Origin of the sequence: Dyadobacter arcticus, assembly GCF_011762185.1 — a bacterium.
Taxonomy (GTDB): Bacteria; Bacteroidota; Bacteroidia; order Cytophagales; family Spirosomataceae; genus Dyadobacter; species Dyadobacter arcticus.
Window position 1 is genome coordinate 430,661 of record NZ_JAASQJ010000004.1, and the last position, 25,743, is coordinate 456,403.

Consider the following 25,743-nt stretch of genomic DNA (forward strand, 5'->3'; position numbering starts at 1 on the left):
ATTCATGACAACGTCTTACAAAAAATGGAGTAACCTGGTCAGCTGGTGTGTATTTACCATTGCATTCCTCACCTACCTGCTTACAATGGAGCGCACAGCCAGTTTCTGGGACTGTGGTGAATTTATTGCATGTGCATTCAAGTTACAGGTTCCCCATCCGCCCGGTGCCCCGTTTTTTCTGTTAATAGGGCGTCTGTTTTCCCTGCTGGCGTTGGGCGATGTTACCAAAGTAGCCTATTGGGTCAATATGGTATCGGTGCTGAGCAGCGCCTTTACCATTTTTTTTCTATACAAAACCATTGTCCTGCTGGCGATCAAATTAAAGAGGAAATCGCCGGCTAACTTGACAGAAACAGAAATGGCGCTGACATTCGCTTCCGGGGTTACGGGTGCATTGGCGTATGCCTGGTCCGACTCATTCTGGTTCTCAGCAGTCGAAGCCGAGGTGTATAGTATGTCCTCATTTTTTACCGCAATCGTGATTTGGGCCGTTTTCAAATGGGAAAGCATGGAGGATCCGGCAACCGAAAACCGATGGCTCGTCCTGACGGCTTACCTTGTGGGTCTTTCCATCGGCGTCCATTTGCTGAACCTCGTTACCATTCCGGCACTTGCATTGGTTTATTATTTTAAGAAATATCCAGAACCGGGCTTTTTGGGTGCCTCCATAGCTTTTTTGTCCGGATTGCTGATTTTAGGGATTATTAACTCCGGCATTATTCCTGGGCTGCCTGAGCTGGCAGGAAAATTTGAAATATTCTTTATTAATGCGTTAGGCCTTCCCTACAACTCGGGTGTTTCGATTTTTATCATTCTATTCCTGGGCGCATTGGTTTGGGGCATTCGCTACTCGCATCGGACTGGAAAAGTGTTGCTCAATACCGGATTGCTTTCACTAGCATTTGTGCTCATTGGCTATTCTTCCTACACGCTTGTGCTGGTCCGGTCGGGTTACAATCCACCGATCAATGAAAACAATCCCAGCGGTGTCCTTCGCTTTGTTTCTTATCTGAAACGGGAACAATACGAAAACCGGCCATTGCTATATGGGCCTTCATTTACCTCCCGCCCAATCAGTCAGGAGCGGGGTGCGCCGGTTTATACCAAAAAGGATGGCAAGTATGTGATTACCGACTACCGGCCAGTGTATGGCTACGAGCCGGGCGGCAGCATGCTGATTCCGCGGATGTACAGTTCGCAGCCGGGGCATCCGCAGCTTTACCAGCAAATGACCGGATTGGCGGAAGGCCAGAAACCAACCATGAAGCATAACCTCGCTTTTATGTTCTCGCACCAGATCGGGCACATGTACTGGAGGTACTTTCTCTGGAATTTTGTCGGGCGTGAAAGTGATCAGGAAGGCGCAGGTACATTGCTTCCCTGGAACGCGCTGAAATCTTTTCCCAGCTCAATTATGCAGAACAGGGGGCATAACAACTTTTTTATGCTCCCATTTCTGCTTGGAATCGCAGGATTGGCTTTTATTTATGCCAAAGGGCGTAAGGACCTGCTGGTGTTGGGATTGCTTTTTGTGCTGACCGGCGTAGCGCTCGTTATTTACCTCAATTCTCCACCCACCGAGCCTCGGGAAAGAGATTATATATATGTCGGCTCATTTTATATTTTCTGCATTTGGATTGGCTTCGGCGTCATGGGAATCGCCGATTTTTTCAAGAGAATTATTAAAAAACCATCACTTCAGACTGCCCTGGCCATCGCCGCGAGTATGTCCGTTCCGGTTATCATGGTCGGTGAGGGCTGGGACAATCACGACCGGAGCAATCGTTACCATTCCGTTGATTTCGCGCGCAACCTTCTAAATTCCTGCGCACCAAACGCCATTCTTTTTACAGGTGGGGACAATGATACATTTCCATTGTGGTATGTCCAGGAAGTGGAGGGTTTCCGGACGGATGTCCGCGTTTGTGTGCAGACCTTCGTCGGGACGGACTGGTACATTCAGCAATTGAACCGAAAGATCAATCAGTCCGATGCGCTGCCATTTACATTGGATACCAGTAATTACCTCACGGGCAAAAATGAATACATCCCGTTCTATGAAATCCCATCGGTCAAAAATGGGATCAATCTGAAAGAATATCTCGAATTAGTCAAACAGGATAACAAAGCAATTCAGGTACCGCTCACCAGCGGCGAAATGACATCTATTTTACCGTCTTCAACTTTGTTTTTACCAATAGATAAAAAAAAGGTCGGGGCGATGGGTATTGTTAAAAAAGAGCTCACCCCGTTTTTGACGGATACCATGAGCTGGAAAGTTGGCGAAAAGGATTTGTACAAAGGTGATCTGGTCATGCTGGATATTATTGCGAGCAATGATTGGAAAAGGCCCGTTTATTTCTCTTCAACGATGGGTTCGTCCCATAACCTGGGATTGCAGGAGTACTTACAGCTTGAAGGCTACGTATACCGCCTGCTGCCTGTGCGTGTGGAAGGTGCGACTGACGGGTATGTGAATTCGGATGTGATGTATGAGAACCTCATGAACAAAACCTACTGGCGTGAAATGAACAATCCCGATGTATATTACGACGACGCCTACCGAGGCGCACCGGTGGTAACTGCCCGGCTATCCTTTTTGCGCCTTGCGCAACAGCTGATCGCCGAAAAGAAAATGGAGAAGGCCAAAAAAGTGGTGGACAAGGCCATGGCTGTCATGCCGGACGATACCATCCCTTTTGACCAGATATCCGCAGGTTTTATCGGCCCGCTTTTTGAAGTCGGCGAAAATAAAAAAGCATTGGATTCCGCCCGGATCATGGCACTGAGGTCGGATGAAAATCTGACGTGGATCAAGGAAAACGGTGGGCAACGGAACAGGGATGTGAATATTGACTTGTTTATCCTGCAAAGCATTGTGCAGGAATGCCGGAGGGCGAAGCAAGATACTGAGGCCGAAAAGTATGACGCCCTGTTCAAGAAACATTTGCTCGCATTTAACATGTATACCGGAGAAAAGTAACGCGGCAAGGTTATACGGACGCTTGTTAGCATATCTCCGTCATTTTGCAGGCGTGCATTAGAAAGAGGAATATCGCTTTTGATCATTCGATGCCATGTGAACATCTGTTTGCATGGCATTGCTTTTTTATAGAAAAATATTTTGTAAAAACTAATTAGGAATTACTACAACATTCAATAATGAGAATATCATTTTTCCATTTATTTTTATAGCCAAATGTGCCTATACCCTTCATGCTAATCAGTCGTTCTTTGCTCAATTTCCGTTGTTTCTCTCGCTTAAGCTGTTGGCGCCCCCTAGGCATGGTATGTCCATCCCGGATATATTTTTTTATGACTGAAGCTGCGCTGCTGAGAAGCCCTCCGGGATAATCAGATTATTACATAACCACCTATGACTACTACTGACGTAATTCCCCTTATTGCAGACCCAAGTTTGGAATACTATGAACAAAAGGCCCTCGAATTATTTGCTGCTTGTAAGTCTGTGGATATCAATACAATTCAGCACATTCGCAAATATCACCCTAGTCCTGAGAAACTAGCGACAATCAATAAACCGATAACGGGTTTCGGCCTGGACGATGCGCGTGTTATTCTGGCTCGACAGCATGGCTTTGAGGATCCAACCAGGTTTGCCGACCATATTTGCGAGCTTTCAAAACTGGCATCTGAGGTCAACTATTTTGAACAGGCCGTAGAGGCTGTCATCAACGGAGAGACAGCTGCATTGCGCGCTTTGCTGGATGCCCGGCCCGGACTCACATCTGAACGTTCGACACGCGCCCATGAGGCCACGCTGCTCCATTATGTGGCTGCAAACGGAACTGAAAATTTCAGGCAAAAGACGCCTGCAAATATTGTCGAGATCGCCGAAATACTACTGTCGGCGGGAAGTGAGGTGGATGCATTAGCAAAGGTTTACGACCAGAAATGGAGTACGACTCTTGATTTGACTGTTTCCAGCGCTCATCCAGCCAAAGCCGGTGTTCAGTCGGAGCTCGTTGAAAAGCTGCTGGACTATGGCGCTGCAATCAATGGGATAAATGATGACGGGTCGCCGCTTGCCAGCGCCATTTATTTTCAACATCCTGCGGCAGCGGTAACCCTGGTGGCGCGTGGGGCGAGGATAGATAATGTGGTGACAGCAGCTGCTATGGGCAAATGTGAAATGCTCGCCAATTATCTGGACGACACGGGTAGGCTGGTCCCGGACGCACCTTTGATCGACATTGGCTGGCTCGATGGGATTAAGTCCCCGCAGGCAAACCTGGAACTCGCCTTCGTATGGGCGGCGATGATCAACCAGCAGGAAACCGTTTCTTTTTTACTCAATAAGGGGGTAAGTCCTGCGGCCCGCGACCAAAGGCAGTGGACGGCACTACATTGGGCAGCTTATCTCGGATATCCGGAGATTGTTGATCTGTTGCTTCGGAAAAAAGCCCCGCTGGAAGCCCGAAATGAATTTGGCGGAACGGTACTCGACCAGACACTTTGGGCGACTGTGAATGAAGGGGTGGGTCCGCACCACATTGAAATTGTGAGGAAATTAATTGAAGCAGGTGCGAAAATCCATTCCTGGTGGCTGTTTGCAGGACTTACCCCGCCTCTGGACGAACGTGTCGCGGAAGTGCTTCAGCAATATGATCTTTAATAACATTCATGGCAAAACTTGTACTTGTTCTCTTTCTGCTCGTGAATTACACGTGCCTTCTTGGGCAACCGCTGGAAAAGCATGGGCTTCATTTTGATAAGCTTGCGGCAGTTTGGGATGAAGCCATACCTCTTGGAAATGGAACAGTCGGTGCATTGATCTGGCAGAAAGACGGGAATCTGAGATTTTCACTGGATAGGGCCGATATTTGGGATATGAGGCCGATGGCCGGCCTGCATCGGGACGAATTTTCATACAAATGGGTTCAAGGACAAGTTGCTAAAAAGGATTATAAACCTGTCCAGCAGTATTTTGACGCGCCGTATGACAGGGAACCAGCGCCCTCCAAGATCCCGGCGGGAGGACTTGAATTTGCTTTGCCGTCATCATCAAAAGTGAAATCGGCAAAGTTACTCCTTGCCAATGCAATCTGCGAAGTGGAATGGGATAGTGGGATGAAGCTCAAAACTTTCGTCCACGCCACGCAGCCGGTGGGCTGGTTTCGGTTCGAAAATATTAAATCCGCATTTTTGCCCGAGTTGGTTGCTCCGAAATACCAGGGAAAAATAGCGGCAGGAGGTGAAGTTAACTCGCTGGTAGGGGACGATCTCGCAAGGCTGGGATACAAGCAAGGGACCGTAGAACGTCAGAAAAACCGCATTGTTTACCAGCAGGAAGGCTGGGGAGGGTTTCGCTATGAAATAACGGTTGAGTGGAGAGAACCGAAAGCAGGAATTTTGGAGGGTGTATGGAGCATTTCATCCCAATACCCCGATCAGAAAATAAGCGTTGCAGCCTCCGATCATATCAAGACCGCTTTGGCCCGCGGTTATCATAAGGATTTCGACTCGCATAGTGCCTGGTGGAAAGGATTTTGGTCAAAATCCTCGTTACGCATTCCAGATCCGATCTTGGAGAAACAATGGTTTTTGGAACAATACAAATTTGGTTCAGCAGCGAGAAGAGGTGCTCCACCGATTTCCCTGCAGGCAGTATGGACCGCCGATAACGGCCGGATACCACCTTGGAAAGGCGACTTTCACCACGATCTGAACACGCAGCTGAGTTACTGGCCGTCGTACAGCGGCAATCACCTGGAAGAAGGCCTGGGGTACTTTGACCATCTGGACACCAACATTCTCAATTACAAACGGTACACCAAAATGTACTTTGGAACCGACGGCCTGGCAGTTCCCGGAGTAACTACATTGGATGGGACAGAAATGGGTGGCTGGATCCAGTATTCGCTCTCTCCAACCGTGTCATCCTGGCTTGCCCAGCATTATTACCTGCAGTGGCGTTACAGCATGGACCGGGGCTTTTTGGAAAACAAAGCTTATCCCTGGTTCAGGGAGGTATGTACGTTTCTTGAACAAATTACCGTGAAAAGTAAGGATGGAATGAGGAAACTGCCCATCGGTTCCAGTCCGGAAATCAACGATAACAAGCTGACAGCCTGGTTCGATGAAAATACGAATTATGATCTTGCGCTGATGAAATTCGCAATGGGCACGGCCGCGGAGCTGGCACAAGAGCTTGGAAAAGATGCTGAGGCGGCGCACTGGAAGCAGCTGGCTGCGGAATTTGGCGATTATGCAATTACCAAAAATAATGAATTGATGTTTGCGCCCTCTTTGCCATACAACGAATCGCATCGGCATTTCTCGCACATGATGGCGATCCACCCACTGGGACTTTTGAGATGGGAGGATGGAGATAAATCCAGGTCTATTATCAAAAATTCCATCAGCCTGCTGGAAAAAACAGGTCCGGATTATTGGTGTGGTTATTCTTATTCATGGCTGGCCAATATGAAGGCCAGGGCGAAGGATGGTGATGGGGCGGCAAAATATCTGGAAGTTTTTGCTAGGGCTTTTTGTTTGCCCAACAGTTTTCACGTCAACGGAGACCAAACAAAGTCAGGTCTTTCTAAATTTACATACAGACCGTTTACACTCGAGGGTAACTTTGCTTTTGCGGCCGGTTTGCAGGAAATGCTCATTCAGAGTTATGCAGGATTCATCGAAGTTTTGCCCGCAGTTCCGGCAGATTGGAAGGATATATCTTTTGAAAATCTAAGAACTGAAGGCGCTTTCCTGGTCAGTGTCAAAAAAGAAAACGGTAGGCTGTCAGAGGTCAAGATCGTCTCTGAAAAAGGGGGTTTGACGAACTTAAAACAGCCATTCAAAAAATGGAAAACAATTTCTGCCAGCGACATTCTACTCAGCAATGGAGCAAATGGGATGATCGAACTTGAATGCAAGCCGGGAGGATATATCGTGCTGCAAAATGCCGAATGACAACCCAAAACCCGCGCAGAGAATTCGTTAAAAGATAAAATACTGGTCATAATAAGTTAACAGTCAGATAATTACAAAATTTTTTACGATTGTTATTGAAACTATTTTAGAATAATCTGGACTTTGCGGCGAAAATGAAAAAGTGTGTCGAAAAATGTTGGTAAGCGTGATTCGGATACCATATCTTGCATATGATCTTCTCAACGATATTTAATTTTACACATGCTTTCTTCATCTTATCTGCCGATACGTTCGGTCCTGCTAGTCACGCTTTGGCTGGGTGGAACATCAGAGTTGGTGGCACAGAACACACTGGAATTTGTCCAGGACGGAGTGAACAACAGCTACACACCCCCTGTCCCTAAAGGCCCGACCTCCATTCCGCAGACGCTCTCTTTTTACCTAAACAAGAATGGGGCAAGCGATCAGGGAATCTACTTCCAGAAATCGGCAAAAGACCTTTCTGTCACATTCAGTTTTGATGATCAGCCTTATCTCACCGTTCCACAGCATGTTACCGGAATGACGTTCGGTGCTGCCTCCGGCGCTAGCAGTTCTCAGGTCAGATCCGTTTCCGTGGCGAATACTAATTACTACTATACAGATACAACGCGGACAATTTTCACCGCGCATCCGGATGGGCCGGTAGGACAGGGTGTGAATTTGTATGCCAATACAGGTCTGCAGGTTTTTTTGTCGGCCAAGCCGCTGTTGCTTTCCAATGCGCCCAAGTCTGATACGAGCCGTTATTATTATGGTAAAATCAGATTGCAATTTAGTCGCCCGGTTACGGATCCGGTACTATCCCTGCTGGGCCTCGGCGCCACTTCAAACTTTGGGAACAAACGCCTGGGTTTCGCCACAGAACTTGAATTACTGACACCGGCATTGACGCTGGCAAAGCTATCAGGAAACAAGGAAATACTTGTGGATGGGTCAAAACAGAAGATTCTACATTCCAAAACAGCCATTACCGGTAGTTGCAATACGGGCGCCGCTTGTGGGAGCGTGCTTATCAAAGGCACTGGCATCACCAGTCTGGTGTTTGGGGTTTACCTCCGTGCCGATGGGGGAGACGGAGTTTGGGGAACGGAAAAGGTGACCAATTCCGGCGATATGTGGCACATTACGCTATCTCTGCCTGATCAGTGAGTAGTATTGCCGTTTTTGCATCACTTTTAATCTTCGCACGATGCATCTCACCCCAGTTGATGAGTGATTGAAGAACAGGGTCCAGTGTGTCGCTATATTCAGTCAGCTCATATTCGATAATGACGGCTGGCTCGGTGTAAACATTTCGTTTTACAAACCCATTGAGCTCCAACTCCTTTAATTCATTGGACAACACCCTCGCTGAAATTCCGGAAACGGTCCGCTGAAGATCATTAAACCTTCTGTTACCTTCCGAAAGGGCAATAATCACGCGCAATTTCCATTTGCCACCAATCACATATAGGGCGTCACCAACGGCGCCTAATTTTCCATTACATTCCGTTGTGGAATGGGTTACTCTGTTTTTATCACTGATTCGCATGTGAGCACTAACTTAAAGGTTACTACTAACCTTTGGTATACTACTAATAATTTATTAGTAAAGATAGCTATTTTTGTGTCAAACAAATTGACTATGAAAGCAAAAAAAATAATTACCATCGCCGTCACCGTGATCGCTTCGGGAATGGTTATCCTTAGTGGCATAATGAAATTAATGGGCAGCGCAGAAGTGGTGGACGGGCTCGGGAAGGTCGGAGTGGGGAAGTACCTGACGATTTTAGGCTTAATGGAGATTGGCTTTACTGCCTTATTCATTTATCCCAAAACCATGAAAATCGGTTTCCTTTTATTGATCTGTTATTTTGCAGGGGCACTTGCCACCGAATTGTCTCATGGCTTGCCATTCAATGCATTGCTTCCTATGATATTGATCTGGGTCGCCGCTTTTTTAAGAGCTCCTTCAATTTTTCTTCCTGTTTCAGAAAAACCAGTCGCCATTTAGATAAAGACTTATTTATTAAATATGAAAGAAGAAGCCAGGATGTCGTTGTTCATCCTGGCTTCTTGTTAATGGCAGCAGCTGTCAGACTCACCTTTGAAATCATCATACTTATCATGGTGGCGCATCCAGTCCATGGTACTGTCTTCATTTCTTCCTTTTGGTGTAAGGTCAAGATAGTTGTGTGCGCCAATTAATATATCGCCGCCCCTGCCATAATTGGAATAACTATGATAAATGTTCCCGGCTTCATCTTTGAAGAACACACTCATGCCCGGTGACTCGGTCCCGGAATCGTGGGCCAGATATTCATAATTATAATATACCTCCCCTTTTTCAATTTGCTCTTCGGTGAAAGAAACATTGAAATCGTAATTGAAATCGCTCTCAGAAGATGATACCCATTTGAAATTCCACTCCATTCTTTTCTTGAACGCTAGCAATTTTGGAAGTGGTGCGCGGGAAACAACTACAACCGAAACATCGTGGTGTGCCAGATGCAGGTTTGCCCCATCAAGATGGTCTACCAGAAAAGAGCATCCGGGACAACCTTCTTCGTCATCCGGCCCAAACATAAAATGATAAATCATCAGTTGGCTATTTCCTTCAAAAAGGTCTGAAAGATTCAATTTTCCGTCGATTCCCTCAAACTGATAGGTCTTATCTACTTTTGTCCAGGGCAGGTTACGCCGCTGTTCGCTAAGTTGGTCGTTGAGTTTGGTTAGTTCTTTTTCTTTTTTTAATAAGAGCTTGCGCGCAGCGATCCACTCTTCGTGGGAAACAACCGGATGCCCGCTAAGGTGGCCTGAAAGACTTTTTTCTGAAATATCATTCAAGACTTCTTGATGCTTTTCCATAGTTCAAGGTTTTTGTTTTCACAAATTTCAGATTTAATATTAAGAAACACAGCGTCATAAAAGACGGATTTGAGGGGGCATTTGAGACATTATTTTTTCCCATGTTCACTACATGATGTTGATATTGTGGTGATTAGTTGTGTAATCGTAACCCATTTTTGCGGCATTTAAGGGACAGTACGGTTACATATTATGGGTTTAACTGTCCTGGTGACGCCTCAAGGCCGTTCATTTGCCTTTATAGAAACGCCTGGCAAGTTGGTATGATTTTTTGAGCTAATCTTAGTAATATCATAATTGTTAAAGATTAATCAACAAATATAAGGTATCATGAAAACTTTAAAATTAAACATTATGGCGCTTGCGATCTTAGGATCAACGGCAGCATTTGCGCAAACGACAACGCCATCGTCATCGACTCCATCTTCCACGACACCGTCATCAACGCAATCAAGTACGCCAGAGTCGACGAGTACAACACAGCCTAAAACTGTTCCGGGAAGTACTGTACAGCCATCTACGCTGCCTGGCGCAACTAAACCTGCTACAACGACGCAGCAACCGGCCACATCAACAACGCCTAGCACTTCTACGCAGCCGACAACTGTACCACCGGGAACTGTCCCTGACAGGACTACTTCGCCAACCACAACCAGTCCTGTAACGACCCCGCAATCATCATCGAATGTGCCACGGACGGGAACTACCACTCCTGGAAAGACTTCAACTTCAACAATTCCGGGAAGTACAACTCAGCCATCGAGCACAATACCATCGAGCTCTAATGTACCTGCGACCAATACGATCCCAAGTACAACTCAACCCTCGACAACACCTAATAATACGACAACACCTTCGGCAACAGTGCCGGGCAGCACAACAACGCCGTCCACGATTCCAAGCACTAGCACAACGCCAAGGAAATAATTGGATGGTTATTTTAGTCGTAGAGAGGAAGCCTGCAGCATTATTGTCTGCGGGCTTTCTTGTTAGAAAAATATCCGATCGTCATGCCTTCTGATAATTCAATATTGATTATCTGGCAGATATCGCGGACAAACATTAAGTTCGTAGAAAATATAAACATCTAAAAAACACCCACTATGAAACCATCTCTCCTGCTTCTTGTACTAATTACATTTTCAAGGACCTATGCTCAAAAAAGTGAAATCTTCAAGGGTATTGGAGAGATTGCCGAAATGGAGATGAGAAGTCACAGAAATGTGATCGACGCTTCCCGAATAGGCTCCCTTACCGGCGCATCGACAAACTTCGATGTTAAGTACTATCGGTGTGAATGGAATGTTGATCCGAACATATGGCAAATCGCGGGAAAGATTACCACGCATTTTGTAATGAAATCGACAGATCATGTGATTGCGTTCGATCTGGCAGATAATCTGACCGTTTCTACTGTGGAGCAGCGGAATATTTCGTTGCCGTTTACCCGCAGCAATAATACCATTACAATCACTTTTCCTGCATCGATTCCAGTGGACGTCAAGGATTCGGTCAGCATTTCCTATTCCGGCGTTCCCTCTTCTGCGGATGCTTACTTTGTAACATCGACTCATGGATCCGGCGCAACACTCGCGCCAATCATGTGGACATTGAGCGAGCCTTATGGTGCCAGAAACTGGTGGCCATGTAAAAACGGGCTCGATGACAAAGCCGATTCAATCGACGTTTACATTACTTATCCCTCTGCATATAAAGCGGCCTCGAACGGCATCCTCACAAATGAAACTGTGGCGGCTGGAAAAAGGACATCATATTGGAAACACAGATATCCTATTGCCAGCTATCTTGTATGCTTTGCGGTTACTAATTATCTTGTTTTCGACCATTCGCTGGATATTTTGGGAGATAATGTCAAAATGCAGACTTTTTGTTATCCCGAAAGTCAGGCCACATTTGAGGCTGGCGGTATGGCAGCTTTAAATCAGATTGATTTCTTCAGCAATCTTTTTGAAAAATATCCTTTCAGGAAAGAGAAGTATGGGCATGTTCAGTTTGGCTATGGCGGCGGTATGGAGCATCAGACAGCCTCTTTTATGGGGAGTATGAATGAATCCCTTATGGCGCATGAGTTGGCTCACCAGTGGTTTGGTGACAAGATAACTTGCGGAAGTTGGGAGGATATTTGGCTTAATGAAGGCTTTGCAACACACCTGGCCAGCATGTTTATGGAAAATAAGTATCCCGCAACTGCAATCACCAATCGCAAGTCCGAAATCACTTTCATCACCAGCAATACTGCGGGATCCGTGCGGGTTTCTGATGTTAATAATATCAACAGAATCTTTAATCAGCGGCTAAGCTATTACAAAGGATCGCATTTGCTGTTTATGCTGCGCTGGATTTTGGGCGAAGCGGTATTTAAGACAGCGATCAAAAACTATCTTCAAGATCCGGCCATCGCCTACGGATTCGCTACAACGGCAATGCTCAAAAATCATCTGGAAACTGCGAGTGGGAAAAATCTTAATTATTTTTTTGATCAATGGTTTACTGGAGAAGGTTTTCCGACTTATCATATTGATTGGTATCCTTCCAATAATACCGTCGAGGTTAAGCTCAATCAGACGACCTCCCATCCGTCTGTTGGATTCTTTCAATTACCGGTTCCGTTGCTTTTCAGAAATTCGGTAACCAATGAAGAGAAACTGGTTACGCTTAACAACATCTCAAACGGTCAGGTATTCTCCGAAAATCTAGGTTTTACAGCGGACCAAGTGATATTTGACCCGGAGGCATGGCTGATCAGCAGGAATAATGTATTGACGAAAGTTTCGAGCTCATTGCCTGTTACATTCAGCAATTTCAATGCCGCTTGCTCTGATAATGATGTCGAGGTTAAATGGGAGACCTCCGAGGAGGTTAATGCAGCTTATTTTGAGGTTCAAAAAAGCAGTGACGCGATACAATGGTATGCGATCGGGCAGGTTGAAGCCGCAGGAAATTCGCAGACTAAAATGGTTTATTCCTTCAATGACATCGGGGCAGGGACAAAACAGAGTTACTACCGGATTGCGGAGAAGGATTATGATGGAAAAGAACAATATACCAGGATCGTGTCATCTTCATGTGGCAATGTATCTCGCTTAAATGTTGTGCTGGCACCCAATCCAGTCAAGGACAGACTAATCTTTAATGTTGATAACCAACCTGAAAATTTAAGCGGGTCGGTATATGGTATCAATGGAATTGTCGCTGACCCGCGCCTGTCTGGGTTAATTATAAGGGATCACAACGAGATCGATGTGGCCAGGCTGCCGAGCGGACTTTATATTCTGAAACTCATATCAAAAGATCAAAAGACGGCGACTTCCACTCGGTTTCTGAAAGAATAGATATCAGGTTATCTCTGCCCATTGGTCTGGTTTTTATAATGTTCATTGCCAGATTAACTGACTTTCGGAAAACCTATCCGAAATTAAAACCAAGAATGGTCATGGGCAAGAAACTGAATATCAGCTTATTAATTTTTTTTCTGTGTATTGGATTGTTTGCAAAAGGTCAAAATGGTCAGCCGCAACCGAAGAAGAAGATTGTCTTTATTGCCGGGCCCGACAGTCACGGGAAAGGAGAACACGAGCACAAGGGCGGGTGTACCTTACTAGCGAAAGCTTTAAATAATAATGTTCCGGAAGTAAATGCAATGGTGATTGAAGGAGGCTGGCCGAAAGATATCAGCGTTCTTCAAGATGCGGATGCAATTGTGATGTACAGCGATGGGGGAGATGGCCACATGGTTATCCCGCATGTGGCTGATATGGACAAATTAATGGATAAAGGTATTGGGTTAGTTGTGCTGCACTTCGCATTGGAAGTACCGCAAGGCAATACAGGCAATTACTTCAAAAAATGGATTGGCGGCTATTTTGAGATCAATTGGTCGGTTAATCCTTCTTGGGAGGCTAACTTCGCAAGCTTTCCGGATCATCCCGTTTCAAGTGGCGTAAAGCCTTTTGGCATTATGGATGAATGGTACTATCACATGAGGTTTACCGAAGATCAGAAAACTATCAAACCTATTTTGCAGGCTTTACCGCCTGACAAAACACTGAACCGTCCCGAGGGTACCCATTCCAGCAATCCAGCCGTCAGAGAAGCCATTTTGGTCAAGAAGGAATTGCAGACCTTAGCCTGGACATTCGACCGTCCAAATGGCGGCCGTGGTTTCGGATTTACCGGCGGTCACGTCCATAACAATTGGCAAAATGATAATGTGAGAAAGCTGGTACTGAACGCCATAGCGTGGACTGCCAAAATCTCTGTCCCGGAACAAGGCATCAAATCAACAACTCCGAAGCAGGCAGAATTGGACGAGTTGACGAAGCGTATTAACTGAAAAATATGGGTCCAATATTGTATGATTTGTGAACCAATTATTTGCTGGCACACACATTCTTATCTGGACACGTTTTGAATCGGGTAGGCTTACATATACACATCAGAAGGCCTAAAAGTCATTTGGTAAAGCCTTCCCCAAGACAAATTCAGCTTTATTTATAGAAACTTCTTGCAATTTAATTTTCTTTAAATTTACTTTGTCTATCAATTTAGTAGATTTCTCTTTTGTTAGCCACCAGCACAAGAGAAAAAACATAATCATTTCACTCATGAATTCGATGAATGTATATTCTTCGCGCAGAAAGTTTGCGCCCACGGTGGTAACCAACCCGCAGCTCTTGCAATTTCTTGGATGTTGTCGCTGCTGTTGAATTATTCTGACGGAGCATAACATTGCGTTCGCATACCGTATATTTTCCTGTTACACAACTACAAACGTTTGTTAGGGCGACCGTTTTCACGGACTCTTGGACGGCGTGTTTTACAAATCCTATTATGAAGAAATTTAAAATTCTACTATTTACCTATGCATTTTCCCTGCTGGCCACGTCTGGCTTTGCTCAGGAAACTGCTGACAATAAGGTCATTATCACCGGCGTCCGGTTTGCATATCCATTGGTTGAAAAGTGGATCAAAGATTATACCGCCCTGCATCCATCATCACAGATTGTCATCGAAACCAGGACCATAACAGATCCTCAAAAATATGACTTACTCATTGAAGCCTACGATCAGGATAAGGAAGTGAAGGAAACGCGCGAATATATTTCCCTCGGTCGATATGCATTATTGCCGGTTGCCAATGCAAAATCTGCCTTTGCAAAAGAATATGGTGAAAAAGGGTTGAACGAAAAAACCTACAAACAGATCTTCTTCCATGATATCTACGCGGAGAAAGATAAGACACTGCCAACCGGCTACACCATTTACACCAGATTGCAGAAAGCCGGTGCGCCCTTGACATTCGCCAAATATTTTGGTTATGAACAACAAGACATCAAAGGGAAAGCCATTGCCGGTGCTGATGAACATTTGATTAAAGCTTTATTGAAAGACGAAACGGGTGTCAGCTACACAACGCCCGGGCTTGCATATGATCTTCAAACAAGAAAACCAGTGGAGGGGATTACGGTCATTCCGATAGATCTGGATGGAAATGGAAGGATTTCAAAAGAAGAAAAGGTGCTGGATAATCTGGACGGTGTGCTGACTAGCCTGGAAAATGAGAAAATTAAAAATGTACCGATAGAATACATTCATTTTTCTATCGATAAACACAATTCAAATCCAGAAGCCAAGAAGTTTCTATTATGGGTCGCGGCCAATGCGGACAAAGACCTTCGACAATTCGGCTATTTGAAACCTGACGCCAAACGATTGGAACAGGAAAAGGAAAAGCTGGAAAGGTTCTCCGCTGTAAAGTAAATTCCATTTCGTATATACTATACCGTCAATCTCCGTAGTTGGCGGTACAGTATCAACTATGCCAATTTTTTTCAATGCCCTAATTGTATAACTGCAATTCAAATTTTTATAACCCGCTTAAATTTGATGAAAAAATACTTGTACCTCATGCTTTTCCTGGCATTTACCCTTCTTTCTGCCAAGGCGCAGGATGCAGTGACCGGAGTTGTGAAGGATGCCTCCGGACAGACCATCCCTGGCGCAACCATTGTTTTAAAAGGAACTTCTAAATATGCCAGCAGTGACCTGGATGGCAGATTCAGCATTGCCGCACCCAAAGATTTTCCGTTTACGCTGCTGGTCAACATTACAGGATATCAGCAGCAGGAAATTGATATTTATGAACTGTCAGAAGAACCCGCGGAAGTAGTTCTGAAAACAGCCAATGTATTGGATGAAGTGGTCGTGATCGGGTATGGTACCCAAAAGAAAGGGGATTTAACTGGTTCTGTTTCTTCTGTCCCGCAACTTGCATTAAAACAGCCAATTAGCTCCTTTGACCGCGCTTTACAAGGAGCCGCAGCGGGTGTGCAGGTTACCCAAACTTCCGGTCAGCCGGGAGCGGCGGTGAGCATCCGGATCCGGGGTGGAAATTCCATCACTGGCGGCAATGAGCCATTGTATGTGATTGATGGATTTCCGGTTTACAATAGCAACGGTGATGCCAGTGCAGGCGTGACAAACGGTCCGAGCATCAATGCATTGGCCAGTTTAAACCCGAGCGATATTGAGTCCATTGAAGTTTTAAAAGACGCATCTGCAACCGCGATTTATGGTTCACGCGGCGCGAACGGTGTTGTGTTGATCACCACCAAGAAAGGAAAAGCAGGACAAAATACATTGACCTACGATGCTTACTATGGCACCCAGAAAGTCCTCAAAAAAGTGGACGTCATGACAAATGCCAAAGATTGGGCGATACTGAAAAATGAAGCACGCGCCAACTCGGGGAAAGCAGCTTACTACAGCCCGGAACAGATTAACGCATTGGGAGAAGGTACCGATTGGCAGGAAGAGGCATTCAGGTCTGCTTCCATACAAAACCACCAGCTTTCCATGACGGGCGGGGACGACCGCACCCGGTATGCGATCTCAGGTAATTATTTCAAACAAAATGGCGTGCTCTTAAACACCGATTTTGAAAGATATTCGGGCAGGATCAACCTGGATCGTGATTTCTCTTCCAGATTCAAAGTAGGCGTTAACCTGACGGCGAGCAAGATCAGTTCCCAGGTTGCGAATGATGGTATTGTGAATGCATTGCTTGCCATGCCGCCTGCTGTCAATGTTCGGGATGCGAATGGAAAATATACTTATCAAAGCGAATTTGAAACACCTCTGGGTAACCCGATTGCGACACTTGAAAAGGAGATCAATAAAACCACAACCTACCGTTTCCTGGGAAATATTTACGGTGAATATACCTTTTTCGACGGTCTGGTTGCCAAGGTTTCGTTTGGTACCGATATCCTCAACAACAAGCAAAACCGCTACATTCCGTCCGACATTTACCAGGGCGCCAATTCCAATCCGACTGGTAAAGCCTTTGTCGGGACGAAGTTTGCGTCTACCTGGCTGAATGAGAACACTTTAAGTTATTCCAAAATATTTAATGAAAAGCATTCGGTGAATGTGGTTGTGGGTTACACGCAACAAGCCTTCTCAACTGAAAGCGCGATTGCCGGCTCTCAATCATTTATTACTGATCAGCTGACCTACAATGATCTGGGTAGCGGATCGGTTTACACGCAGCCGACATCCGGGTCATCATCCTGGGCTTTGAACTCCTACCTTGGCCGTATCAATTATTCTTTTGACCAAAAATACATTGTAACCATTAGTGGCCGTGCCGACGGTTCGTCGCGATTTGGTAAGGATAACAAATGGGGATATTTTCCATCCGCCGCATTAGCCTGGAACATTTCACGCGAAAATTTTCTCTCATCATTCAAAACCATCAGCAACTTTAAACTGCGCCTGAGCGCCGGGATTACGGGTAACCAGGAAATCGGTCAGTACCTATCATTGGCGACTTTGAGTTCCAACACCTATTTCTTCGGCGGCCAGACTTACATTGGTTTCGCCCCAAACCGCATTGCCAATCCGGATCTGGGCTGGGAAACCACCGCGCAGTATGACGGCGGGATTGATCTTTCGCTTTACAAAAACCGAATCAATTTTGTTTTCGACGCCTACTACAAAAAAACGACCAATCTGCTGCTAAATGTGCCGATTCCCTATACTTCCGGACAGAGTACTTCCTTGCAAAATTATGGTTCTGTGGAAAACAAAGGGATTGAACTGGGCATCAACACCGAGAATTTGACCGGGCCCTTTTCATGGAATACCAATTTTGTTTTGTCGGTTAACCGTAACAAAGTCTTAACATTAGGGGACGGCGCCGACTATATCATTTCGGCTGCTAACATAGCAAAAGTGGGCCAGCCGCTGGGTTCTTTTTATGGGTATAAAACCAATGGATTGTTCCAGACCGGAGATGACATTGCCAATTTGCCGACCATCAATCCCGCAACGACGAAGTCTGGCGACCGCAGATATGTGGATATTAATGGCGACAAGAAAATTACCCAGGCCGACGACCGAACCATCATTGGAAACGCACAACCTAAGTTCCAGGGCGGGCTTACCAATACTTTATCGTTTCTCAATTTCGATCTCAGCTTTTTCTTGCAGGGAACTTATGGAAACAAGCTTTTCAATCAGAACAAACAACAACTGGAATTGCTGACTGGTCAGCAAAATGCGTCCACAGCAGCCTACGAGCGCTGGAGCCCAACGAATCCGACAAACGAAGTGCAACGTGCATTTGAAGATCCTGCGCCAGTTAACACCAGCAGATACGTGGAAGATGCCTCTTTTCTTCGACTTAAAAACGTAACTCTGGGATATAACCTGCCCAAAAGCATTGCTTCCAAGATCCACTCAAGCCAAATCAAAATTTACGTATCAGGGGCCAATTTAGTCACGTGGACTAAATACACAGGCTTTGATCCGGAAGTGAGCCGCAATGAGCAAAGTACGCTTAACCAGGGCATCGATTATAGTGTTTATCCATCCTCAAAATCGTTTTTAGCAGGTTTAACCATTTCATTTTAAGAGTGTTAAATGTTTAAATCAAATCTTGAATCCAACATTATGAAGAAGATACTTTTTATATTTTTAGGCATTTTCACATTCACTTCCTGCACGGATTTAAATGAGAATCCGTCCTCGCTGATTACCGACGAGCAGTTTTACAAAACTGAAAGCGATGCATTGGCCGCCGTAACCAGCGTGTACAATGCGGCGCTGAACAATGGGGGGCTAACCATGTACAACCGTCTGGTCCACCTCGCTTTTGAGATCATGTCCGACGATGCTATTGCGGGTTTGCGGGTTACTAATGCGGATGTGCGTACGATTTCGGTACTTTCGCATTCTACTACCAACGACCGCGTGGATGAGCTCTGGCGCGAAAGTTACCTGGCAATCAGCCGCGCAAACATTGCCATCGACCGCATTCCGCAGATCGAAATGGATCCCACTTTACGCACCAGGCTGGTGAATGAATCCAAATTTTTACGGGGGTTGCTTTACTTTAATTTGGTTAGGCTTTGGGGCGACGTGCCATTGGTTTTACAGGGAACAAGCTCATTGGACAAAGAGGGTATCCAGGTTGCCCGGACAGCCAAGGAGGAAGTGTATCAACAAATTATCAAAGACTTAACAGACGCAGAAGCATTGCCGAACTCGTTTTCAGGAGCAGATGCGGGCCGTGCGACGGGCGGGGCTGCCAAATCGATTCTTGCGAAAGTATACCTTACCCGCCAGGAGTGGGATAAAGCAGCTGCCAAAAGCCTCGAAGTCATTAACGGGGCTTATGGATACGATCTGTTTGAAAATTTTGCCGATGTTTTTAATGTAGCTACCAAAAATGGTAAGGAGCATATCTTCTCTGTTCAATGCAAATCGAACGTCAATGGACAGGGAAACCGGCTTGCTTCGTCGGCTACGCCGGTAGGGATACCCGGTGTGGCCTCGGCAGGTACCGACGAGCCGCATGCGGATGTTTACAAATTGTATTCGGCAACTGACAAACGCAGGGATGTCACCTTTTTTACTTCATTGGTCAGTCCGACCACCGGAAAGGAAATCACCTTCCCACCGCGTTTTTTTAAATATTTTGACATGGCGCAAATTGGTAACCCAACAGAATCGGCCAAGAATATTCCTGTGATCCGATTTGCGGAAGTGCTCTTAATTTATGCAGAAGCCATTAACGAAGGAACCGGCCCGACTACCGAGGCTTACGCAGCTGTTAACCGCGTCCGCAAAAGAGCAGGATTGACTGCTCTGGCCGGATTAACCAAAGACACATTCCGCGAAGCCATTTACCTGGAACGCCGATTGGAACTCATGTTCGAATTCCAACGCTGGTTCGACCTCGTGAGAACAAAACGCATGATCACAGACTTGCACAAAGCCGGTAAAACCAACGCCGCTGAAAAACATTACCTGCACCCAATCCCTCAAAGAGAATTGGATTTGAACCCGAAATTGGTACAGAATCCGGGGTGGGAATAGGGAATGAATGAATTGTCATGATGAGCGGAATGCATTGTCACCCTGAGCGGAGTCGAAGGGGCGTCGCCGACAAGCAGTAACGTACTTCGACTACGCTCAGCATGACAATAAAAATTGTCCTAAAAAAACTTAATAATTTCTTAGACCTAGATCAAATGAAGAAGACCACCCTAATTTTCAGTCTCTTCCTCTCGTTTATTTCCTTTACTACCTTCTCGCAAGGTAAAGAGAATACAGAAAAGCAACCCAACATTCTTTTCATCCTCGTCGACGATTGGGGGTGGACGGATTTGAGTTCGGCGGGGAGTAAGTATTATGAGACGCCAAATATTGATAAGCTGGCAAAACAGGGCCTGAAATTTACCCAGGGTTATTCGGTGGGGCCGAATTGTGCGCCAAGTCGCGCTTCGCTAATGACCGGGAAATACACGCCGCGTCATGGCGTTTTCACAGTCGGTAATTCGGATCGCGGCCAGTCTGTGGATCGAAAGCTGATCCCGATCAAAAATAACACAGTGTTAAACCCTTCTTTCACAACCATTGCCGAGGAATTCAAAAATGCAGGTTATAACACCGGATTAATCGGGAAGTGGCAATTGGGTGAGAAAAGTGAAAATGCCGACGCCCACGCACAGGGCTTCGACTATGTCATTGGAAACTCGGAAGGAACGCCGTCCTATTTTTACCCTTACTCTAAAAAGGGAAATGTCTCACCGCATGAAGGCATTACCTCCGGAAAAGAAGGCGAGTATATTACTGACCGTTTGACCGACGAAGCGGTGAAATTCCTCGACGCCAATCAGAAAAAGCCATTCTTCCTATACCTATCCTACTTCGCAGTCCATACGCCGGTTGAAGCGAAGGAAGATATTATCGCAAAATACAAAGCAAAAAAAGGCGACGAATATCATCATAACCCAACTTACGCAGCCATGATCCAAAGCGCCGATGAAGGTATTGGCAGGGTTTTGCAAACACTGGAATCTTTGAAACTGACCGAAAATACATTGGTTGTTTTCTTCTCGGACAATGGCGGACAGGGCGTTAATACAGCCAATTATCCCTTGCGTGGTTCAAAAGGAATGTTGTATGAAGGCGGAGTCCGCGTTCCATTGATCGTAAAATGGCCGGGCAAAACGAAAGCCGGATCGGCCACTGAAACTCCGGTGATTGGGGTTGACTTTTATCCGACATTGCTGGAAGTCGCTAACATAAAAAAACCATTGAATTCAGACGTGGACGGACAGAGTTTTGCGCCAATTTTAATGCAAAAAACGACACCTGCCCGGGATATTTTCTGGCATTTTCCTGGCTACCTCGAGGCTTACAAAGGTGACCAGCGAAATAAAGATGCATTCAGAACGCGGCCTACCAGCACGATTCGGTCGGGCGATTTCAAATTGCATGAGTTTTATGAAGATGGGCGCGTGGAACTTTACAATATCAGGGAGGATATCGGTGAGAGTAAAGATCTGTCGAAAGTCAATCCTGCCAAAACGAAAGAATTAAAGGACAAACTCGACGCATGGAAAACCAAAACCAATGCGCCAATACCCGCGAAACTAAACCCGGAATTTGCTCCAACCGCAACTGGTAATTAAACTTTTAAATAGAGAGCGTTATGAAATTAGGTTTAAAAATTGCGGCTACGGTAATCGCAGGATGCGTGGCCAGCAGTCAGGTTTTTGCCCAGAATAGTTCGCAACAGCCCTGGAATGGGAAGTTTGGAAAGACTTTGCAAGAATCGACGCCATTTAAAATTGAGTACAACAAAAAAGCCCCGAAAGGCGCACCTAATGTCGTCTGGATATTAATCGATGACGCCGGATTTGGTGCGACGACTGCTTTTGGCGGGTTGGTGGAAACACCTAATATTCAGAAACTGGCGAATCAGGGCCTTCGTTTTACGAATTTCCATACCACTGCCATTTGTTCACCTACCCGCGCCGCATTGTTGACCGGACGAAATCACCATTCCGCGCACGTCGGTTTGCTGACACCGGCTGCCGTGGATTTTCCTGGATATGACACTTATATCCCATTCGAAAAAGCCACCGCTGCCGAAATTTTGCGTGAAAATGGTTACAGCACTTTCGCATTGGGTAAATGGCATTTGACGCCGGTTACCGAAAACTCCCAGGCTGGTCCATTCAATCGCTGGCCGACGGGAAGAGGCTTTGACCATTACTATGGATTCCTGCCCGGCGCAACAGATCAGTGGCACCCTGAACTTTGGGAGGATGCGACGAAGCTGGATATTGAACCTAATACGAAACATTTAAACGAATTGCTGGCCGACAAAGCCATTAAATACATTGCAAACCAAAAATCTTTGGATGCAGAAAAGCCATTTTTTCTGTATTTGGCCACTGGCGCAACACACTCACCGCATCAGGTAGCCAAAGAATGGATCGATAAGTACAAAGGAAAGTTCGACCTCGGCTGGGATAAGTACCGGGAGATCGTGATTGAAAACCAGAAAAAATTGGGTATTATCCCGCAAAATGCCGTGTTGCCCGAACGTAATCCAGGCGTAAAAGAATGGGCGACCTTATCTGAAAAGGAAAAGAAAGCCTACGCGCATTTCATGGAAGTGTACGCCGCCTTTTATTCTTATACCGATTATGAAATCGGCCGGATCGTCAATTATTTGGAACAAATTGATCAGCTGGATAATACAGTTATAGCGGTCATTTTGGGAGATAATGGCGCAAGTAAAGGCGGTACCCAGCACGGTACTATTAATCCGCAGATCAACAGATTGCAGGGAGAAGCCCGCATTGACGCCATCCTGAATGCCAGCGACTTAATTGGTACCGACGAATCCAGCACGGATTATCCAATCGGCTGGGCTGCTGCTGCCAATACGCCTTTCCGCTATTGGAAAGCCGATGCCAATACCGAGGGCGGCACGCGCAATCCGATGATTTTATATTATCCAAAAGGGATCAAAGAAAAAGGCGGCATCCGTAACCAGTACGGCCATGTAATCGATATGCTGCCGACAACATTGGAAATCATTAAAGGCGAAACGCCGAAGCTGATCAATGGGTACAAACAGGAACCGATCGAAGGTACTAGTCTGGCTTATGCGATTGATAATTCAAAAGCGCCGTCTAAACATACCGTGCAGTATTATGAGATCGCGGGCGCACTTTCAATTTACAAAGATGGTTGGAAGGCTTCCAGAGGACATGATGTGTGGGAAGGATTGGAGGGAGGAACCGGTAAGGCAGATCCATCCGGTGGGAAAGTAGATTTCAGCAAGGACGTTTGGGAATTATATAACCTCAATGAAGACTTTAACGAATGCACGAATCTTGCCTCAAAAAATCCTCAAAAGCTGAAAGAATTGCAGGCGGTTTTTGATCAGGAGGCGAAGAAATACAACGTATATCCATTGAAAGATTTTACCGCGCACGATATGCCTGCGGGTAGGACGGTCTATGGTAAAATGCCCAACATTACCCTTTTTCCGGGCGTCGATAACCTTGTCGGGGTCAGCAGTCCCTTGTACGACGGACGTTCTTTTACTGCAAATGCAGAAGCTGAGATCGTTTCAGGGCAAGAAGAAGGCGTTCTATTTGCGGTGGGCGGGGATAAAAGCGGCATTAGTCTATTTGTGAAAGATGGCAAGTTTCATTATACCCATAAGACGTTGAAAGATGTTTTCAATATTTCTTCAACGACAGCCATTCCAAAGGGAAAAGTGAATTTTAAATTGGTTTACGAACATTCCGGCCCAGCCGAGGCAGGTAAGTCTATTGGGAAAGAGACGGTTTATTTGAACGATGAAAAGATAGGTGAAAGAAGCTTCACGGCCGCACAAGCGCAAATTCAAGGACCACGGAATTTTGATGGAACGGATGTAGGACGGGACCAGAAGACTGCCGTTTCGGATTTGTACAAGGCGCCGTTTATGTTTACGGGGAGGTTAAAGAAGGTTACGATTGCGTATCAATGATTGAGGTTGTCATTAATGGTCACGGGGTTGTCATTTGTGGTCAGGTATTTTTCGAAATTGTTCGGGATTGTGTAAAACAACCCATGACCAATCATGACAATTCCAAACATCCTCGAACCATCCCGAACTACCTCAAACCATTCCGAACTACCCCGAACCATCCCGAACCACCCTGAACTACACCGAACAATAAATAAACAAAAACCTAACCACTCATGACCAAACTTAACTACCTGCTAGCGCTACTGTTCCTGGCGTCAGCTTCCGTTTTTGCCCAGAAGAAATCGCCCAACATTGTCCTGATCCTGGCGGATGATATGGGGAAGGAATGCATTGGGGCTTATGGAAGCACCTATAAAACTCCGAATATTGATAAGTTGGCGAAGAATGGCCTGAAATTCAACTACGGATTTTCACAGCCGCTGTGTACGCCGACCCGCGTGCAGATTATGACGGGCAAATACAATTACAAAAACTACTCCCAGTTCGGTCACCTCAACCAGGACCAGAAAACATTCGCGAATCTGGCTAAGGAAGCTGGTTATGCGACCGCAATTGCGGGGAAATGGCAGCTTGGGGCGAATAACAAATTGCCAAAACATTTTGGTTTTGACCAGTATTGCCTCTGGCAATTAGACAAACCAAGAAGGGACGGAGAGCGTTATGCCAAGCCATTGATCGACAAAGACGGCGAGATCCTGAAAACGACAGACAATGATTACGGTCCGGACATTTTCGTGAACAATATGCTCGATTTTATCGAAAAAAATAAGGACGGGAAATTCCTGGCTTATTATCCGATGGCATTGGTACACGATCCATTCCCGCCAACGCCCGACAGCAAAAGCTGGAAATCGGACCCGGCCGGGCATCACAAAAGCGATACCTTAAACTTCCGGGATATGGTAACTTATTGTGATAAGAACGTGGGTAAGATCATTCAGAAGCTGAAAGACCTTGGCATTTATGAAAATACCATCATCATTTTCACGGGTGATAATGGTACCGGGAAGCCGATCTTTACCCAAATGAAGGATGGAAGTAAAATCCAGGGCGGAAAAGGACTGACGATCGACCGCGGCCACCATGTACCGCTGATCGTTAACTGGGGTAGCGGCAAATACAAAACCCACGAAACCGATAACCTGATCGATTTTACGGATATGTTGCCAACGCTCGCGGAAGCTATGCAGGTGAAAGTTCCGGCGGAATGGGATACCGACGGGCGCAGTTTTCTGCCGCAGATTAAGGGGGAAAAAGGCAAACCGCGTGATTGGATATTTTCGCATTATCAGCCTATTCATTCTGAGGCGGCTAACAAGAATTCGGCCCGGTTTATCCGGGACCGTCATTTCAAGTTGTATTCCGATGGCCGTTTTTATGATTTGGATAAAGATATCGAGGAAAAAAGTCCGGTTGCGGCGGGGAAGGCAGGGGAGGAAGGGGAGAAAAGGAGGAAGGTTTTCGAAGGCGAACTGGCCAAGCTTCCCGCTTGGAAATTTGGCGATCCTGGGGTGGCGAAGGTGATATTGCCGGGATTTGAACCCGATCCGGCGTTTGCGGAGAAGGGGGATTGAAAGTGAATGATT

Annotated in this window: 16 protein-coding genes; 13 read left to right on the forward strand and 3 right to left on the reverse strand. The window is 45.9% G+C overall.

The features are described 5' to 3' along the window. Positions 1-4 precede the first annotated feature (4 nt). The 4 genes from FHS68_RS20660 (at position 5) to FHS68_RS20675 (ending at position 8,088) form a co-directional block, all read left to right on the forward strand. The gene (locus FHS68_RS20660; protein ID WP_167274283.1) at positions 5-2,983 is read left to right on the forward strand and encodes a glycosyltransferase family 117 protein; all 2,979 of its coding nucleotides are present in this window, start codon (positions 5-7) and stop codon (positions 2,981-2,983) included. 393 nt (positions 2,984-3,376) lie between these two features. Next, positions 3,377-4,636, forward strand: a complete 1,260-nt coding sequence (locus FHS68_RS20665; RefSeq protein ID WP_167274286.1) for an ankyrin repeat domain-containing protein — start codon at positions 3,377-3,379, stop codon at positions 4,634-4,636. Positions 4,637-4,644: 8 nt separating this feature from the next. Then, positions 4,645-6,936, forward strand: a complete 2,292-nt coding sequence (locus FHS68_RS20670; protein ID WP_167274288.1) for a glycosyl hydrolase family 95 catalytic domain-containing protein — start codon at positions 4,645-4,647, stop codon at positions 6,934-6,936. Between the two features lie 222 nt (positions 6,937-7,158). Further along, complete coding sequence (locus FHS68_RS20675; protein ID WP_229211992.1) at positions 7,159-8,088, forward strand: hypothetical protein; 930 nt, start codon at positions 7,159-7,161, stop codon at positions 8,086-8,088. Here FHS68_RS20675 and FHS68_RS20680 read toward each other — a convergent pair. After that, a complete protein-coding gene (locus FHS68_RS20680; protein WP_167274290.1) occupies positions 8,063-8,470 on the reverse strand; it encodes a winged helix-turn-helix transcriptional regulator in 408 nt (135 codons plus the stop codon). The genes FHS68_RS20675 and FHS68_RS20680 overlap by 26 nt on opposite strands. 93 nt (positions 8,471-8,563) lie before the next feature. Between FHS68_RS20680 and FHS68_RS20685 the strand changes: the two genes are divergently transcribed. Then, positions 8,564-8,932, forward strand: a complete 369-nt coding sequence (locus FHS68_RS20685) for a DoxX family protein (RefSeq protein ID WP_167274292.1) — start codon at positions 8,564-8,566, stop codon at positions 8,930-8,932. Between the two features lie 65 nt (positions 8,933-8,997). Here the strand turns inward: FHS68_RS20685 and FHS68_RS20690 are convergent, their stop codons facing one another. Further along, positions 8,998-9,786 (reverse strand): DUF899 domain-containing protein, encoded by a 789-nt coding sequence (locus FHS68_RS20690; RefSeq protein ID WP_167274295.1) that lies wholly within the window; start codon positions 9,784-9,786, stop codon positions 8,998-9,000. A gap of 311 nt (positions 9,787-10,097) precedes the next feature. Beyond that, positions 10,098-10,496 (reverse strand): hypothetical protein, encoded by a 399-nt coding sequence (locus FHS68_RS26275; protein WP_208408377.1) that lies wholly within the window; start codon positions 10,494-10,496, stop codon positions 10,098-10,100. Positions 10,497-10,889: 393 nt separating this feature from the next. Here FHS68_RS26275 and FHS68_RS20700 point away from each other — a divergent pair, with 393 nt between their 5' ends. From FHS68_RS20700 to FHS68_RS20735, 8 genes are all read left to right on the forward strand, one after another. Next, positions 10,890-13,139, forward strand: a complete 2,250-nt coding sequence (locus FHS68_RS20700) for a M1 family metallopeptidase (protein WP_167274298.1) — start codon at positions 10,890-10,892, stop codon at positions 13,137-13,139. 101 nt (positions 13,140-13,240) lie between these two features. Further along, positions 13,241-14,140: a ThuA domain-containing protein gene (locus FHS68_RS20705; protein ID WP_229211993.1), complete on the forward strand. Its 900-nt coding sequence runs from the start codon at positions 13,241-13,243 to the stop codon at positions 14,138-14,140. A gap of 497 nt (positions 14,141-14,637) precedes the next feature. After that, positions 14,638-15,567: a hypothetical protein gene (locus tag FHS68_RS20710; RefSeq protein WP_167274301.1), complete on the forward strand. Its 930-nt coding sequence runs from the start codon at positions 14,638-14,640 to the stop codon at positions 15,565-15,567. A 126-nt stretch (positions 15,568-15,693) separates the two neighbouring features. Then, on the forward strand, positions 15,694-18,723 hold the full coding sequence (locus tag FHS68_RS20715; RefSeq protein ID WP_167274304.1) for a SusC/RagA family TonB-linked outer membrane protein: 3,030 nt from the start codon (positions 15,694-15,696) through the stop codon (positions 18,721-18,723). 39 nt (positions 18,724-18,762) lie between these two features. Beyond that, positions 18,763-20,190 (forward strand): RagB/SusD family nutrient uptake outer membrane protein, encoded by a 1,428-nt coding sequence (locus FHS68_RS20720; RefSeq protein ID WP_167274307.1) that lies wholly within the window; start codon positions 18,763-18,765, stop codon positions 20,188-20,190. 155 nt (positions 20,191-20,345) lie between these two features. Further along, the gene (locus tag FHS68_RS20725) at positions 20,346-21,791 is read left to right on the forward strand and encodes a sulfatase (RefSeq protein WP_167274310.1); all 1,446 of its coding nucleotides are present in this window, start codon (positions 20,346-20,348) and stop codon (positions 21,789-21,791) included. Positions 21,792-21,811: 20 nt separating this feature from the next. After that, positions 21,812-24,154: an arylsulfatase gene (locus tag FHS68_RS20730; RefSeq protein ID WP_167274312.1), complete on the forward strand. Its 2,343-nt coding sequence runs from the start codon at positions 21,812-21,814 to the stop codon at positions 24,152-24,154. Between the two features lie 215 nt (positions 24,155-24,369). After that, positions 24,370-25,731 (forward strand): sulfatase family protein, encoded by a 1,362-nt coding sequence (locus tag FHS68_RS20735; RefSeq protein WP_167274314.1) that lies wholly within the window; start codon positions 24,370-24,372, stop codon positions 25,729-25,731. The last annotated feature ends 12 nt before the right edge of the window (positions 25,732-25,743 follow it).

What these genes read in the sequence shown, in the direction of transcription:
- FHS68_RS20705 (WP_229211993.1), top strand. Translation starts at nt 13,241, where the DNA reads ATGGGCAAGAAACTGAATATCAGCTTATTAATTTTTTTTCTGTGTATT.
- FHS68_RS20680 (WP_167274290.1), bottom strand. Translation starts at nt 8,470, where the DNA reads ATGCGAATCAGTGATAAAAACAGAGTAACCCATTCCACAACGGAATGT.
- FHS68_RS20690 (WP_167274295.1), bottom strand. Translation starts at nt 9,786, where the DNA reads ATGGAAAAGCATCAAGAAGTCTTGAATGATATTTCAGAAAAAAGTCTT.
- FHS68_RS20730 (WP_167274312.1), top strand. Translation starts at nt 21,812, where the DNA reads ATGAAATTAGGTTTAAAAATTGCGGCTACGGTAATCGCAGGATGCGTG.
- FHS68_RS20660 (WP_167274283.1), top strand. Translation starts at nt 5, where the DNA reads ATGACAACGTCTTACAAAAAATGGAGTAACCTGGTCAGCTGGTGTGTA.
- FHS68_RS20665 (WP_167274286.1), top strand. Translation starts at nt 3,377, where the DNA reads ATGACTACTACTGACGTAATTCCCCTTATTGCAGACCCAAGTTTGGAA.
- FHS68_RS20720 (WP_167274307.1), top strand. Translation starts at nt 18,763, where the DNA reads ATGAAGAAGATACTTTTTATATTTTTAGGCATTTTCACATTCACTTCC.
- FHS68_RS20675 (WP_229211992.1), top strand. Translation starts at nt 7,159, where the DNA reads ATGCTTTCTTCATCTTATCTGCCGATACGTTCGGTCCTGCTAGTCACG.
- FHS68_RS20715 (WP_167274304.1), top strand. Translation starts at nt 15,694, where the DNA reads ATGAAAAAATACTTGTACCTCATGCTTTTCCTGGCATTTACCCTTCTT.
- FHS68_RS20735 (WP_167274314.1), top strand. Translation starts at nt 24,370, where the DNA reads ATGACCAAACTTAACTACCTGCTAGCGCTACTGTTCCTGGCGTCAGCT.
- FHS68_RS20685 (WP_167274292.1), top strand. Translation starts at nt 8,564, where the DNA reads ATGAAAGCAAAAAAAATAATTACCATCGCCGTCACCGTGATCGCTTCG.
- FHS68_RS20670 (WP_167274288.1), top strand. Translation starts at nt 4,645, where the DNA reads ATGGCAAAACTTGTACTTGTTCTCTTTCTGCTCGTGAATTACACGTGC.
- FHS68_RS20725 (WP_167274310.1), top strand. Translation starts at nt 20,346, where the DNA reads ATGAAGAAGACCACCCTAATTTTCAGTCTCTTCCTCTCGTTTATTTCC.
- FHS68_RS20700 (WP_167274298.1), top strand. Translation starts at nt 10,890, where the DNA reads ATGAAACCATCTCTCCTGCTTCTTGTACTAATTACATTTTCAAGGACC.
- FHS68_RS20710 (WP_167274301.1), top strand. Translation starts at nt 14,638, where the DNA reads ATGAAGAAATTTAAAATTCTACTATTTACCTATGCATTTTCCCTGCTG.